Raw genomic sequence first — 13,548 nt, forward strand, 5'->3', positions numbered from 1 at the left:
CGATGACGGCGTGACGCGACGCACTACGGTCTGGGACATGCGCAGGCGTCTCGGCTCTTCCGGTCTCTCGGTCACCCCCTTGGCGCTGGGCACCATGCTCTGGGGCAACGCCGTCGACCGGCACGAGGCGGCCGACCATCTGCGCGCCTTCGTCGACGCAGGAGGCAACCTCATCGACACGGCATACGGCTACGGCGGCGGAGACGCCGAGACGATCCTCGGCGGCCTGCTGTCCAGCACGGTGCCGCGCGACGAGGTGGTCGTCTGCACCAAGGCGGGCGTCGCGCGGGTGGGCAGCGAGCGGCGGGTCGACGTCTCGCGCGGCGGGCTGATGGCGCAGCTCGAGGCGTCCCTGCGCCGGCTCGGCACCGACCATGTCGACCTCTGGCTCGTGCACACCTGGTCTGACGATGTCCCACTCTCGGAGACGTTGTCGGCTCTCGAGTGGGCGGCGGGCTCCGGGCGGGCGCGCTACGTCGGAGTGTCGAACTACTCGGGGTGGCAGTCGGCGCGAGCCTTTAGTCTCCTGGAGAGCGCGCGAGTTCCCTTGGTGGCCAACGAGGTTCAATACTCCTTGGTATGCCGTGCTCCCGAGACCGAGGTCACACCCGCTGCCGACTCGCTCGGCATCGGCCTGCTCCCTTGGTCGCCGCTCGGGCGCGGCGTGCTCTCCGGGAAGTACCGCAGCGGCATACCGTCGGGCTCGCGAGCCGCGTCGCCCGACTTCCCCGGCTTCGCAGAGCGGTTCCTCGACGAGCACAGCGTCCGGGTCGCCGACGCGGTGGCGATGGCAGCGCGCGGGCTCGGGGTGAAGCCTGCCGAGGTCGCGCTGGCCTGGGTGCGCGACCGGCCGGCAGTGGCCGCGCCGATCGTCGGTGCTCGGACCGCCGCCCAGCTGCGCACGGCTCTGTCGAGCCTCGACCTGGAGCTGCCGGAGCAGATCGTCACCGCACTGGACGACGTGTCAGCCTGACTGCGACGGTGGGACCTCAGCGGCGCGAGTCCGCACCGTCCTGGATCGCCGCGTCCTCGTCGTCCTCGTCCTCGTCCTCGTCGTCCTCGTCGTCTTCGTCGTCCTCGAAGTCGATGTCGTCGTCGTAGTCGTCGTCCTCGTCGAGGTCGTCGTCCTCGTCGTCGTCCTCGTCCTCGTCTTCGTCGTCCTCGTCATCCTCGAGGTCGTCGTCCTCGTCCTCGTCCTCGTCAGCGACGTCCTCGTAGTCGTCGGAGTCGAGACCGGCGTAGACGCGGCCGTCGGTGCCGTCCTCGTCCTCGTGCCCATCGAAGTCGTCGCCGTAGATCGCCAGTGGTGTCGCCACCTCGGTGGCGTCGTACAGCGCCTCGTCATAGTCGTCGAAAGCCTCGGCGAGATCCTGCGCGGCGGCGACGACCATGGGGTGGTCGGGGTCGCGGCTCGCGTTCGCGGCCTCGAAGTGACGCTCGAGGGCGGCGATGAGCTGCTCCAGGGCGGAACGCGGGTCGGTCATGCTTCGACCGTAGTGGACCCAACCAGGAAGGAGAACCGAATTCGGGCCACGAAAGCGGAACGGTCCCGGCACGAGCGAGGCTCGTGCCGGGACCGTTTACCGGTGCTTCCCAGGTCGTTCACCGACCGAGGGATGGACCGGTCACATCGGGGCCTTGACCGTGTCCTTCGCCGGCGGGGCCTGGATGTCCACCGGCTCGCCGTACTTGCTCATGGTCATCTCGGCGTCGACGCCCATCAGGCTGAAGACGACCTTGCGCAGGTGGTCCTTCTCGTCGACCCAGACCGTGTAGCTGAGGGTCTTCGGGAGCTTGCCCTTCTCCTCAGCCGGCAGCGTGTCCTCGATGGACTTGCTGTCGAGCGTGAGGTCGTACTTGTAGGTCTTGTCGCCGTCGACGGTGTCCTCCCCGACGTACTTCACGTTGGTGACGGCCTTGTCGAACTGGTCGTACATCTTGGACGGGTCCGCCTGGTTCAGGGAGTCCGCGAGCTGCTTTCCGATCGTCGAGGAGCTGTCGACGACCGCCCACTTGTTCGCGGCCAGCCCCGGGAAGCCCTTCATGTAGACCTTGCCGTCGACGAGGATCATGTCGAGCTTCATCGCCGAGCCCATGTCCATGGAGACCCGCATCGCCGGGTTGGTCTTGTCGACCTTCGTGTCGCCGACCATGCTGATCTTCTCGCCGGAGGCGTCCATCGCCATGGTGACGTGGGCCGTCGTGGCGCCGTCGGTGGCCGCCTTGAGCGCGGCGACGAGCGCGTCCTTGTCCTTGAACGGCTGCGCGGACGAGTTGCCCGTGGCAGTGCTCGAGGCACTCTGGGACTGGGTCGTGCCCGTCGACGGCGTCTCGGTCTTGCCGCAAGCGGCGGCGCCGAGGACGACCGGCAGGATGATGGCTGCGGCCGCGGTGCGGCGAAGGTTGAGTCTCACGTGTTGCCCTCCTGGGCCCTCTACGCCGGGCATCGCCAGGCGGTGAACCCGTTGGTGCCGCACCCTCCCCGGCGCGGCCTTCTCTGACCGCATGAGGCTACCGCGCGGATGTTGCATGCCTGCCCGGGTTCGGGTCTCGTTGGTGTCACAATGGCGGCGATGACCGAATACGAGTACCGGGTCCTCACCTTCGACCGGCACACCTCCAAGGCAGAGGCGCGCCAGGCCGTCAGAGACCATGCCGAGTACGGCCGCTGGGAGCTCGCCAGGACCGTCATCTACGAGGGCGGCGTGCGCCGGATGTGGCTCCGCCGCCGCATCATGCGGGTCGAGCGCACGGCCTGACCGGGCCGCCGGGCCGATCCGGCCGACCGGCTCTCGACGCCGGGAGCGGCCCGCAGTCAGCAGGTCCGCAGGAAGTCGCCGAGCACCCGCGCGCCGAACCGCAGCGAGTCGACCGGGACACGCTCGTCGATGCCGTGGAACATCGGCGCGAAGTCGAGGTCGGCGGGCAGACGCAGCGGGGCGAAGCCGTAACCCTGGATCCCGAGCCGGCCGAGCGCCTTGTTGTCGGTGCCTCCCGACAGGCAGTACGGCAGGATCGCGGCCGACGGGTCCTCGCGGAGCAGCGACTGCTTCATCGCCTCGACGAGATCGCCCTCGAACGGCGCCTCGAGCGCGACATCGGTGTGGACGACCTCGACCTCGACGTGCTCGCCGGCGAGCTGCCGGATCGTCTCCATGAGCTGCTGCTCGTGGCCGGGCAGGAAGCGGCAGTCGACCGCCGCGCTCGCGGTCTGCGGGATGACGTTGTGCTTGTACCCGGAGTCGAGCATGGTCACGTTGGCCGTGTCGCGAAGCGTGCCCCGCACGAATCCCTGCGCCCCACCGAGCGCGCTGAGCAGCGGCTCGAGGTCGGCGGCATACGCACCGTCGCCGCCGCGCGGCACACCGGTGAGCTGGCTCAACCCGTCGAGCAGCGCGCGGACCGAGGCGATGTACTCATGTGGCCACTCGTACGCCGCGATCCGGCCGATCGCGGCTGCGAGCCGGACGATGGCGTTCTCGTCGTTCGGGACCGACCCGTGCCCGGCCCGCCCGTGCGCCCGAAGGCGCAGCCACGCGATGCCCTTCTCGGCCGTCTGGAGCAGGTAGGCCCGCCGTTCCCCTTGCGGCGTCGGCACCGTGACGCTGTAGCCACCGACCTCGCTGATCGCCTCGGTCACGCCTTCGAACCACTCCGGGTGGTTGTCGACGAGCCAGTGGCTGCCGAAGACGCCGCCCGCCTCCTCGTCGGCGAACAGGACGAACGTGGTCGTGCGGGCCGGCCTGGTGCCGGTCCGCGCGAAGTGACGCAGGTTCGCGAGGATCATCGCGTCCATGTCCTTCATGTCGACCGCGCCGCGTCCCCAGATGCAGCCGTCGCGCTCCTCTGCGGCGAACGGGTCGACCTGCCAGTCGGCGGCGTTGGCCGGGACGACGTCGAGGTGGCCATGGACGGCGAGCCTCGGACGTGTGGGGTCCGCTCCCTCCAGGCGCAGCACGACGTTGGCCCGCCCGGTCTCGCTCTCGAGCAGCTCGGCCTCGAGGCCGACCTCGGCCAGCTCGCCCATGACGTACTCGGCGGCCTTGCGCTCGCCGGGGCCGCTGCCGTCGCCGAAGTTGGACGTGTCGATCCGGATCAGGTCCGCGCAGATGCGCGCCACCTCGTCCTCCGGGCTGAGCGTGTGGTCGGCGGCGGGTCGGTCGTCGGTCATGCCGATCAGGGTATGCCGGAGGGTCCCTCGCGCGGTCCCGCCCCGTTTGGTCTTTTGGACAGGCCCCGTGCTAACGTTTCCCCTCGCCGCAAGGGACTCCCAGGGCCCCTTGCACATCACCTTGTCGGGGTGGCGGAATGGCAGACGCGCTAGCTTGAGGTGCTAGTGCCCTTAACGGGCGTGGGGGTTCAAGTCCCCCCCTCGACACCAGAGAAACAGCAGGTCAGGCGCCCAACCGGGCGCCTTTCCTCTATTCCGGCAAGCGCGGGGCCGGACACGGTCGGAGCCGCACAGGACCGGCTGCGTTCCGAACCAGCGACGGGGCCGTGCGCGCGGACCGTTGCCCGGCTTCGACGTGGGCACGGCACCGTCGCGCGTGCGGACGTGCACCTACACGGCGTCGCTGCCGGCGTCGCTGCCGGAGTCGCTGCCGGCGTCGGCTATACGGCGGCAGGAAACGCCACCAGCCAGGTCGCGCCAGACTGGGCGAGAGTGCCCGGTCCAGACCCGAGCATCTTCCCCGGGGGAGAGGTCAGGAAGGGGTTGGGCCGGAACCCGAAGTCCTCGACCTTGATCTGCCCGATCGGGTTGATCGGTTCCACGCTAATGACCTTGACCGACCCCGGCTCGGACAGACAGAGCATCACCTCACTGTCGTGGACGTGCGTACGGGGACCGACATAGCCGAAGCCCTCGACGATGTGGTTGAGCGGCGCGCCGGGGGGCAGCTGGATCACTGGACCTGAGACGGCGTTGACGGCCCAGGCAACGGCGATGGCAGCGCCGGCCAGCGCTGCCATCGCCGCGAGCAGGGAGGCCAGCCGGCGCCTGGTCAATAGATGTCCGCCTCGACTATCGCGGATTGCGCCGGGCCGAGCGTGCTATTGCCGCGCATCCGGGTCTGGCCGGCCCTGCGCATCCAGGACTCGTGCCGATGCCAGGGCGCCACCCGTTTGGTGGCGCCCTCCGGACATGGTCGGCACAGCCGACGCGGGCCCCCATAGCGCCCCAAGCATCGTCGAGGCGATGGCTGCCACGAGCGCGGCTCGGCCACGGCTCGGCAGAGGCAGTGATGACAGATTTGACGCGCTCACATGAACTCCCATCGATGTCTGACCCGTGACCGGTACCGCCGACCGGCCCAGGCCGAGGACGTGAACGCCATTGGGCGCGAGCAGCCCTCGCCTACCGTGACGCGCCACCCGGCGCACGATGTCGACACTCGTACCAACGGGCACCCGATTGCCCCGGTGCACCCGGTCAGAGCCTGGCCAACCACCGGCCGGAGGGCTCAGGTCGCTGACCTGGGCCCTCTGCCGTTCCCTGGCGGCGATCGGGGACGATCGGACCGGCAGTGGGCGATTCGTTGGCCACACCTCTGCAACAGACGTAATCTCGTGGTGTGAGTGACACACAGGTGACCCGGCTGGCCGACGACCTCTACGACGTGCTCGGACTGCTGCGACGTCGGTCCAGGCGTCTGGTCGGTGCGCCCTTCCCCGATCTGGCCCTCTCCGGCGCACAGCTCGAGCTGGTCCGCGTGATCCGCCGCAACCCGGGAGTGGCGGTCGCGCACGCGGCGACCCTGCTGGGACTCGCCCCGAACACCGTCTCGACGCTCGTGGGGCAGCTGGTCGCCCTCGAGGTCGTGGTCCGTGATCGCGACGAGCGCGACCGCCGACTCGCCCGGCTGCACCTGACGTCGGCCGCACGCGAGACCCTCGAGCAGTGGCGCGACCGCCGCGCTCAGGCAACCGCCGCCGCGCTGGCCGAGCTCGGCGCGGGCGACCGCGCGCGCCTGGCCGAGGCGCTCCCCCTGCTCGCACGGGTCGCTGCCGCCCTGCCGCACGAGGAGGCGGCCGACCCGAGCGCCGACCCGAACGACAAGCGGTCCGAGCGCCCCCGCCCGGCCCTCGACCAGGCCGGGGCATGACCGCAGCGCTCGACCTCCGGGGTCTGTCGTACAGCTTCGGCAAGTTCCGGGCCGTGGATGACCTGACGTTCGCGGTCGAGCCGGGCGAGTGCTTCGGCCTGCTCGGGCCCAACGGCGCCGGCAAGACGACGACGATCCGTCTGCTCAACACCTTGTTGCCGCTGCAGGAGGGCAATGTGAGGGTCTTCGGCCGGTCTGTGCGCGAGGACGCGATGGGCGTGCGGCGGCTGATCGGGTACGTGCCGCAGTCGCTGTCCATCGAGGGCGACCTGACGGGGCGGGATAACGTCGAGTGGTTCGCACGCCTCTTCGACGTGCCACGCCGCGAGCGACGGGCGCGCGTCGACGAGGTGCTCGACATGGTGGATCTGCGCCCCGACGAGAACCGCCTCGCCTCGACCTACTCCGGAGGCATGGTGCGGCGCCTCGAGCTGGCACAGGCACTCGTCAACCGCCCCGCTCTGCTCGTGCTCGACGAGCCGACGGTGGGCCTCGACCCCGTCGCCCGCGACAGCGTGTGGCACCGAGTGGCGCAGATGCAGAACGACCATGGGATGACCGTGCTGCTCACGACTCACTACATGGAGGAGGCAGACGCGCTCTGCGACCGCATCGCCCTGATGCACCACGGTCGGCTCCGCGCCTTGGGCTCCCCCGACGATCTCAAGTCCGATGTGGGCGACGATGCGTCGCTCGAGGACGTCTTCCGCCACCACACCGGCGAGAACCTCGACGGTGCGGCCCCAGAGAAGGGAGGGCTGCGCAGTGTCCGGGCAACTCGTCGAACCGCGCGTCGCCTCGGCTGACTCGCAGGCACGCACCGGCGTCCTCCTGCTGGTGTCCCGGATCGGGACGTTCTGCCTCGTCGAGCTGCAGAAGCTGCGGCATGACCGCAGCGAGCTGCTCACCCGGGCCATCCAGCCCGTCCTCTGGCTGGTCATCTTCGGCACGACGTTCAGTCGCATCCGCGCCATCCCGACGGGCGGCCTCGACTATCTCGACTTCCTGGCTCCAGGGGTCATCGCCCAGTCGGCCCTGTTCATCGCGATCTTCTACGGCATCCAGATCATCTGGGAGCGCGACTCGGGCGTGCTCACCAAGCTCCTGGTCACGCCCAGCCCGCGCTCGGCGCTCGTAGCCGGCAAGGCGTTCGCGGCGGGCGTCCGGTCGGTCGCTCAGGCAGCGATCGTCGTGGTGGTGGCCGCGCTCATGGGCGTGGCGATGTCGTGGAACCCGATCCACCTCGTCGGTGTCGTGGCCGTGGTCATGCTCGGCGCGGCGTTCTTCTCGTGCCTGTCCCTGAGCATCGCCGGCGTCGCGCTGAGGCGCGACCGCCTGATGGGGATCGGCCAGGCCATCACGATGCCCCTGTTCTTCGCCTCGAACGCGCTCTACCCGATCGAGCTGATGCCCGGCTGGCTCCAGGTGGTCAGCCATGTCAACCCGCTGACCTACGAGGTCTCGGCGCTGCGTGGCCTGCTCATCGGCACCCCGACGAACTACTGGCTCGACTTCGGCGTGCTGCTCGGCAGTGCCGTCGCGGGCATCGCGTGCGCGGCGGCGCTCATCGGCAGGCTCGCGCGATGAGACTCGCCATGCGCGCGACGCGCGTAGGCAGCGACACGTAACCGCGCGTTCGGCCCGCCACCGTACGCTGTGCCGCGTGACCTTCCTGCGTGCCCTCTGGACCCTCCTGCATCTGCAGGGCTTCCGTCGGCTCTTCGTCAGCCGGGTCACCTCGTCCTTCAGCGACGGCCTGTTCCAGGTGGCGCTGGCGAGCCATGTCCTGTTCAACCCGGAGCAGGCCGCTGACGCGCGCAGCATCGCGCTGGCGTTCGCCGTCGTGCTGCTCCCCTACAGCCTGCTGGGGCCGTTCGTCGGTGTGCTGCTCGACCGGTGGCCGCGACGCCGGGTGATCATCGTCAGCCAGCTCATCCGCGCTGCCGCGATGCTGGCGGTCACCGGGCTGGTGACGGGGCCGGACACCGGTCCCGCGTTCTTCGCCCTCGTCCTGCTGGTCTTCTCGGTGAACCGGTTCATCCTCGCCGGCATCGCGGCCGCGATGCCGCACGTCGTGACCCGCGACCGCCTGGTCAGCGCGAACTCCGTTGCCCCGACCTGCGGATCGATCGCCTACCTCATCGGCGGCGGGGTCGGCACCGGGCTGCGCGCGCTCGGCGCGACCGACGCCGTCGTCGTCATCGCGGCTGCTGCCGGTGTTCTCGTCGCGGCGTGGGCGGCCGCCAGGCTGCCCTTCATCGGTCCCGACGACACGCGGGACGCACCGTCGATAGGTCACATCACGCGGTCGGTCATCACCGGTCTCGTGGAGGCGGTCCGGACCCTGCCTCGGCGGGCCCGCGTCCTGCTCCTTCTCGTCTTCCTCACCCGGCTCCCGTTCGGGTTCCTCCTGCTCCAGTCGCTGCTGCTCTTCCGGGGCCCCTTCAAGGGCAGCAACGGCGCGCTCGGTTTCGGCATCGCCGCAGGTGCCTCTGCGGTCGGGTTCGCCCTGGCCGCGTTCGTGACGCCGTGGCTGGCACCGCGCCTGAGCGCAGTCCCGTTCGCGGCGCGCATGCTCGCCCTCGGCGCTCTCACGTGTGCGGTGTTCGGCCCGTTCATGCAGCCGTGGAGCATCGTCGTCATCGGCTTCGTGGTGTCCTTCACCTCGCAGTGCGTCAAGATCTCGGTCGACTCGCTCATGCAGGCGCACGTCGACGACCATCTGCTGGGCCGGGCGTTCTCGGCATACGACGTGGTCTACAACGCGGGCATGGTGCTCGCCGCCGCGCTCGGGGCGCTGCTGCTGCCGGAGACGGGGCTGGCCTGGTGGCCGCTCATGGCCTTCGCCTGCTTGTATGCCGCTGTGGCCACCCTGCTGGGCCGCACCTGGGCCCGGGCCACCCGGCTCGACATCGAGCGGCCACTAGTGTGACCCCCGTGCTGCCCGAGCTGACCGCGACCCGCTACGTGACCCCGCTCAAGGAGGGCGGCTCGCTGCCCGGCCTCGTCGAGGCCGACGACGACGGCACGTACGTCATGAAGTTCCGAGGCGCCGGACAGGGCCTCAAGGTCCTCGTCGCGGAGGTCATCGTGGCGGGCCTGGCCCGGCTGGTCGACGTGCCGGTGCCCGACCTCGCCGTCATCACCCTCGATCCGCGCATCGCCAAGTACGAGGCCGACGAAGAGGTGCAGGACCTGCTGACGGCGTCGGTGGGCACCAACCTCGGGGTCGACTTCCTGCCCGGGTCGCTCGGCTACGACGGCTCTCGACCCCCTGCTGCCGACCTCGCCGAGCGGATCATCTGGCTCGACGCCCTGACCGCCAACGTGGACCGCACGTGGTCCAACCCCAACCTGCTGGTGTGGCACGGGCGGACCTGGGCCATCGACCACGGCGCAGCGCTCTACTTCCACCACTCCTGGCCGTCCAAGGCGCCGTCGCCCGAGCGCTTTGCGACCCAGCCGTTCGATGCGACCCGCCATGTCCTGCGCGACGTCGCCGGCGACGTCTCCGCACGTCATGACGAGCTCGCCGCACTCCTCACGGAGGACGGGGTCGAGGCTGTGATCGCGCAGGTGCCCGATGGCTGGATCGAGCCCACCCCATACCTCGCCGACGTTGCCGCGGTGCGGGCGGCATACCTGCAGATGCTCCTGGCTCGACTGGACGGTGCGGCAGCGTGGCTCCCGAAGGGGGTCGCCGCGTGAACGCCTACCAGTACGTCCTGCTGAGGCTCGTCCCGCGCGTCGACCGGGAAGAGTTCATCAACGTCGGCGTGGTGCTCTACTCCCAGGACGCGGGCTTCCTCGACGCCGCCTGGGACCTGGACGAGCGGCGGGTGTCGGCCCTCGCTTCGACGTGCGACCTCGACGGCGTCCGCTCGATGCTCGAGCAGATCCGGGCCGTATGCCGTGGGGCGACCGGAAAGGGTCTGCCGACCCTCGAGAAGCCCGGCCAGCGGTTCGGCTGGATCATCGCGCCGCGCTCGACCGTCGTCCAGCCGGGACCTGTGCACGGCGGGCTCTGCGACGACCCGGCCGTCGAGCTCGAGCGGCTGCTCGACCGTCTCGTCCGCACCTAGGCCGGCTCAGGCGTCGCGACGCTCGACGCCTCGCAGGTCTGCCATCAGCGCGCGAGTCCGATCGCGACTGTCGAGGTACTGCAGGAGCAGGTGGCGCCCGACGAACCAGGCGACGGCCGTCGTCACCCAGCACGCGAGCGCTGGCTTCCACCACTGCGATGCGTCCACCGGACCGTCGTGGGACGACGCGGCCATGGCCCGGGTCTGGACGTACCAGAAGATCATCGGGATGCCGCTGCAGACGGCGGCCGTCCAGATCAGCAGTGCACGCCGGTTCCGCCGCGCACGGCGGACGCGCTCCGACTCTTGTCTCTCGGTTCGAGCCACGCGGTGAGTCTGCCAGAACCCCAAGGGGATTGGCGCGCTGAAACCGCGTTGTCTCACGGATCCGCTGGCCTCCGTGGCCGATCCGGCTTACCGCGGCCCGCGGACGCGCAGCGCCCACATCGCCACCGCCGATGCGGCGGCGACGTTGAGAGAGTCGACGCCTCCGGCCATCGGGATGCGCACGGTGAGGTCCGCGGCCGCGACGGTGCGACGGGACAGGCCGTCGCCCTCGGTGCCGACGACGACTGCGATGCGGTCCGGAGGGTTCGACTCGAGCTCGTCGAGGGACACCGAGTCGTCGGACAGAGCCATGGCTGCGACCGTGAAACCTGCCTCGCGAAGAGCATCAATTCCGCTGGGCCACGGGCTGATTCGAGTCCAGGGCACCTGAAAGACCGTGCCCATGGAGACCCTGATGGACCGCCGGTACAGCGGGTCGGCGCATCGGGGCGTCACGAGCACGGCGTCGACGCCGAGCGCTGCAGCGCTGCGGAAGATGGCGCCGACATTGGTGTGGTCGACGATGTCCTCGAGGACGATCACGCGTCGGGCACCGGCGACGAGGTCCGCGACCTCTGGCAGGACGGGACGTTGCATCGCCGCAAGGGCGCCGCGATGGAGATGGAAGCCGGTGAGCTGCTCGATGACGTCGTGCTCGCCGACGAAGACGGGCACACCGGCGGCTTCAGCATCGGCGACGACGTCCGACAGGTCGTCGAGCCATCTCCTCGCCATGAGGTACGACCTGGGGGCGTGCCCGGCCCGCAGTGCACGCCGGATCACTTTCTCGCTCTCGGCGATGTAGAGACCTCGCTCGGGCTCCGTGCGGCGGCGGAGGGCGACGTCGGTCAGCCCGACGTAGTCCTCGAGCCGCGGGTCGGCGGCGTCAGTGATCTCGATCGGCACGCCGACAGGCTAGTGCTCGAGGGTCTGCGGCCCGTCACGGGAACCAGATGAGCTTGACCGCGGCAACGGCCCCGATCACGACGATGATGCAGCGCAGCGCGACGGGCGGGATCCGGCGCCCGACGTGGGCGCCGATGATGCCCCCGAGGAACGCCCCCGTCGCGATCAGCAGAACCACGAGCCAGTCGATGTACTCGCGTGCGAAGAGGATGAAGACGACGGCAGCCACGAAGTTGACGACGAGGGCGAGGACGTTCTTGTAGCCGTTGAGTCGCTGGATGGGCTCGGCGGACAGCGCGCTGAAGATTCCCATGAGCAGCACGCCCTGGGCGGCGCCGAAGTAGCCGCCGTAGACACCGGCCAGGAAGACCCCGATGGCCATGGCCGGCGCGTGCCAGCGCGGCTCGCGGGCAGCGTCGTGAGGTCGTGCGAGCGACTGCAGCTTCGGCCCGATGAGCACGAGGACGACGGCGATGCCGATGAGGACGGGCACGATCGCGCGGAAGGCCGATGCCGGCAGCACGAGCAACAGGCCCGCGCCGACCACGGCACCCACGAAGGACAGCGGCATGAGCCGCCGCAGGGTGCCGCTCGCGCCGACGAGCTCGTGCCGGTAGCCCCAGGAGCCGCTGGCTCCCCCGGCGACGAGGCCGATGTTGTTGGACACGTTCGCGACCAGCGGCGGGTACCCGAAGAACAGCAGCGTCGGGAACGTCAGCAGCGTCCCCGACCCGACGATGGTGTTGATGATCCCTGCGCCGGTGCCGGCGAGCGCGATGGCGAGCCCGGACCAGAACGACACCCGGTCACCCTACAAGGGGTGACCGGGTGTCGACGGGGCTGTCCACACCGCCCGGATCGCGCCCGACCGGTCTCAGATCAGCGCTGGGTCGGCGACTCCGGCAGGTCCGGCGGCTCCGGCAGGTCGCCGGGGTCGGGGTCGGCCGCCGAGGGTGCTGCCCCGGCGCCACTGGCCTGGACGGGCGGTGCGGCCATCGGCGGCGGCGGAACCTCGGTGCCGCCGTGCCGGATCGGGGGCTGCTGGCGCCCGACCGGCGCGGCATGCTCGGTGGACTCGGCGCTGGCCTGGGCGGCCTGGCCGCGCGCCTCCGCGAGGGCCTTGGCCGGGTCCTCGAGGATCGTCTCGGAGAAGGCATCGTCGAGCTCGGGCTCGACCCAGGGCTCGTCGTCCATATCGGAACGGGGCGCCTCGTTGCCACCGAGCGCGTTGCCGATCCCCTTGAGGGCGTCGGTCAGCTCGGACGGGACGATCCACATCTTGTTGGCGTCGCCTCGAGCGATCTGCGGGAGCACCTGGAGGTACTGGTACGCCAGGAGCCGCTGGGTCGGCTTGCCACGGTGGATCGCCGAGAAGACCTGCTGGATCGCGCGGGCCTGCCCCTGGGCCTCGAGGATGCGGGCCTGCGCGGAGCCCTCGGCTCGCAGGATCTGGCTCTGCTTCTCACCTTCGGCAGTGAGGATGGCCGACTGCTTGACACCTTCGGCCGTGAGGATGGCGGCACGACGGTCACGCTCGGCGCGCATCTGCTTCTCCATCGAGTCCTGCACCGAGGCGGGCGGGTCGATCGCCTTGAGCTCGACCCGGTTGACGCGGATCCCCCACTTGCCGGTGGCCTCGTCGAGGACACCACGGAGCTGGCCGTTGATCTGGTCGCGGCTGGTCAGGGTCTGCTCGAGGTCGAGGGAGCCGATGACGTTACGCAAGGTGGTGACGGTGAGCTGCTCGATGCCTTGGATGAAGTTGGCGATCTCGTAGACGGCCGACTTGGCTTCGATGACCGAGTAGTAGATGACGGTGTCGATGCTGACAACGAGGTTGTCAGAGGTGATCACCGGCTGCGGCGGGAACGACACGACCTGCTCGCGCAGGTCGATGTTCGCCCGCACCTTGTCGACGAACGGCACGAGGAAGTGGATCCCGGCCGTGAGCGTCTTGTTGTAGCTGCCGAGGCGCTCGACGATCTGCGCGGTCTGCTGCGGCACGATGCGCACCGTGCGCAGCACGACGATGATGACCACTACGAGGATCAGCAGCGGGATGATGAGTACCGGGTCCACGACCTTCTCCCTGATCAGCCGCGTTGCTCGGGCGCTTGAGGTGGCCCGAT

Annotated in this window: 16 protein-coding genes and 1 tRNA gene; 9 read left to right on the top strand and 8 right to left on the bottom strand. The window is 69.9% G+C overall.

What is annotated here, in order from left to right; translation table 11 throughout:
- The first annotated feature begins 37 nt into the window (after positions 1-37).
- Entirely contained in the window at positions 38-973 is a 936-nt protein-coding gene (locus tag ACWEOW_RS12155; RefSeq protein WP_452269459.1) for an aldo/keto reductase, read from the top strand.
- Between the two features lie 16 nt (positions 974-989).
- Here the strand turns inward: ACWEOW_RS12155 and ACWEOW_RS12160 are convergent, their stop codons facing one another.
- Positions 990-1,484, bottom strand: coding sequence for a hypothetical protein (locus ACWEOW_RS12160; RefSeq protein WP_452269460.1), 495 nt, complete (start codon positions 1,482-1,484; stop codon positions 990-992).
- 141 nt (positions 1,485-1,625) lie between these two features.
- On the bottom strand, positions 1,626-2,414 hold the full coding sequence (locus ACWEOW_RS12165; RefSeq protein WP_452269461.1) for an LppX_LprAFG lipoprotein: 789 nt from the start codon (positions 2,412-2,414) through the stop codon (positions 1,626-1,628).
- 159 nt (positions 2,415-2,573) lie between these two features.
- Between ACWEOW_RS12165 and ACWEOW_RS12170 the strand changes: the two genes are divergently transcribed.
- Positions 2,574-2,759: a DUF5703 family protein gene (locus tag ACWEOW_RS12170; RefSeq protein ID WP_452269462.1), complete on the top strand. Its 186-nt coding sequence runs from the start codon at positions 2,574-2,576 to the stop codon at positions 2,757-2,759.
- A gap of 56 nt (positions 2,760-2,815) precedes the next feature.
- Here the strand turns inward: ACWEOW_RS12170 and ACWEOW_RS12175 are convergent, their stop codons facing one another.
- Positions 2,816-4,171 (bottom strand): M20/M25/M40 family metallo-hydrolase, encoded by a 1,356-nt coding sequence (locus ACWEOW_RS12175; protein ID WP_452269463.1) that lies wholly within the window; start codon positions 4,169-4,171, stop codon positions 2,816-2,818.
- A gap of 123 nt (positions 4,172-4,294) precedes the next feature.
- Here ACWEOW_RS12175 and ACWEOW_RS12180 point away from each other — a divergent pair.
- A tRNA-Leu gene (locus tag ACWEOW_RS12180) sits at positions 4,295-4,381 on the top strand.
- A gap of 230 nt (positions 4,382-4,611) precedes the next feature.
- Here the strand turns inward: ACWEOW_RS12180 and ACWEOW_RS12185 are convergent.
- The gene (locus ACWEOW_RS12185; protein ID WP_452269464.1) at positions 4,612-5,007 is read right to left on the bottom strand and encodes a hypothetical protein; all 396 of its coding nucleotides are present in this window, start codon (positions 5,005-5,007) and stop codon (positions 4,612-4,614) included.
- 566 nt (positions 5,008-5,573) lie between these two features.
- Here ACWEOW_RS12185 and ACWEOW_RS12190 point away from each other — a divergent pair.
- The 6 genes from ACWEOW_RS12190 to ACWEOW_RS12215 all read left to right on the top strand — a co-directional run bounded on the left by ACWEOW_RS12190 (position 5,574) and on the right by ACWEOW_RS12215 (position 10,186).
- Complete coding sequence (locus ACWEOW_RS12190) at positions 5,574-6,104, top strand: MarR family transcriptional regulator (protein ID WP_452269465.1); 531 nt, start codon at positions 5,574-5,576, stop codon at positions 6,102-6,104.
- Positions 6,101-6,910 (top strand): ABC transporter ATP-binding protein, encoded by an 810-nt coding sequence (locus ACWEOW_RS12195; protein WP_452269466.1) that lies wholly within the window; start codon positions 6,101-6,103, stop codon positions 6,908-6,910. Before ACWEOW_RS12190 ends, ACWEOW_RS12195 begins: the two co-directional genes overlap by 4 nt.
- Complete coding sequence (locus ACWEOW_RS12200) at positions 6,870-7,691, top strand: ABC transporter permease (RefSeq protein ID WP_452269467.1); 822 nt, start codon at positions 6,870-6,872, stop codon at positions 7,689-7,691. The genes ACWEOW_RS12195 and ACWEOW_RS12200 overlap by 41 nt, the downstream gene beginning before the upstream one ends.
- A gap of 76 nt (positions 7,692-7,767) precedes the next feature.
- Entirely contained in the window at positions 7,768-9,036 is a 1,269-nt protein-coding gene (locus tag ACWEOW_RS12205) for an MFS transporter (RefSeq protein ID WP_452269468.1), read from the top strand.
- 5 nt (positions 9,037-9,041) lie between these two features.
- On the top strand, positions 9,042-9,812 hold the full coding sequence (locus ACWEOW_RS12210; RefSeq protein ID WP_452269469.1) for a HipA family kinase: 771 nt from the start codon (positions 9,042-9,044) through the stop codon (positions 9,810-9,812).
- Complete coding sequence (locus ACWEOW_RS12215; protein ID WP_452269470.1) at positions 9,809-10,186, top strand: DUF3037 domain-containing protein; 378 nt, start codon at positions 9,809-9,811, stop codon at positions 10,184-10,186. The genes ACWEOW_RS12210 and ACWEOW_RS12215 overlap by 4 nt, the downstream gene beginning before the upstream one ends.
- A 6-nt stretch (positions 10,187-10,192) precedes the next feature.
- Here the strand turns inward: ACWEOW_RS12215 and ACWEOW_RS12220 are convergent, their stop codons facing one another.
- The 4 genes from ACWEOW_RS12220 to ACWEOW_RS12235 all read right to left on the bottom strand — a co-directional run bounded on the left by ACWEOW_RS12220 (position 10,193) and on the right by ACWEOW_RS12235 (position 13,498).
- Positions 10,193-10,513, bottom strand: coding sequence for a hypothetical protein (locus ACWEOW_RS12220; RefSeq protein WP_452269471.1), 321 nt, complete (start codon positions 10,511-10,513; stop codon positions 10,193-10,195).
- Between the two features lie 87 nt (positions 10,514-10,600).
- Positions 10,601-11,419, bottom strand: coding sequence for a TrmH family RNA methyltransferase (locus tag ACWEOW_RS12225; RefSeq protein WP_452269472.1), 819 nt, complete (start codon positions 11,417-11,419; stop codon positions 10,601-10,603).
- Between the two features lie 34 nt (positions 11,420-11,453).
- On the bottom strand, positions 11,454-12,221 hold the full coding sequence (locus ACWEOW_RS12230; RefSeq protein ID WP_452269473.1) for a sulfite exporter TauE/SafE family protein: 768 nt from the start codon (positions 12,219-12,221) through the stop codon (positions 11,454-11,456).
- A gap of 77 nt (positions 12,222-12,298) precedes the next feature.
- The gene (locus tag ACWEOW_RS12235) at positions 12,299-13,498 is read right to left on the bottom strand and encodes an SPFH domain-containing protein (protein ID WP_452269474.1); all 1,200 of its coding nucleotides are present in this window, start codon (positions 13,496-13,498) and stop codon (positions 12,299-12,301) included.
- Positions 13,499-13,548 lie beyond the last annotated feature (50 nt).

Source organism: Monashia sp. NPDC004114 (assembly GCF_053603855.1).

Coding starts and splice junctions, on each gene's coding strand:
- ACWEOW_RS12155 (WP_452269459.1), top strand. CDS start 38: ATGCGCAGGCGTCTCGGCTCTTCCGGTCTCTCGGTCACCCCCTTGGCG.
- ACWEOW_RS12160 (WP_452269460.1), bottom strand. CDS start 1,484: ATGACCGACCCGCGTTCCGCCCTGGAGCAGCTCATCGCCGCCCTCGAG.
- ACWEOW_RS12170 (WP_452269462.1), top strand. CDS start 2,574: ATGACCGAATACGAGTACCGGGTCCTCACCTTCGACCGGCACACCTCC.
- ACWEOW_RS12175 (WP_452269463.1), bottom strand. CDS start 4,171: ATGACCGACGACCGACCCGCCGCCGACCACACGCTCAGCCCGGAGGAC.
- ACWEOW_RS12195 (WP_452269466.1), top strand. CDS start 6,101: ATGACCGCAGCGCTCGACCTCCGGGGTCTGTCGTACAGCTTCGGCAAG.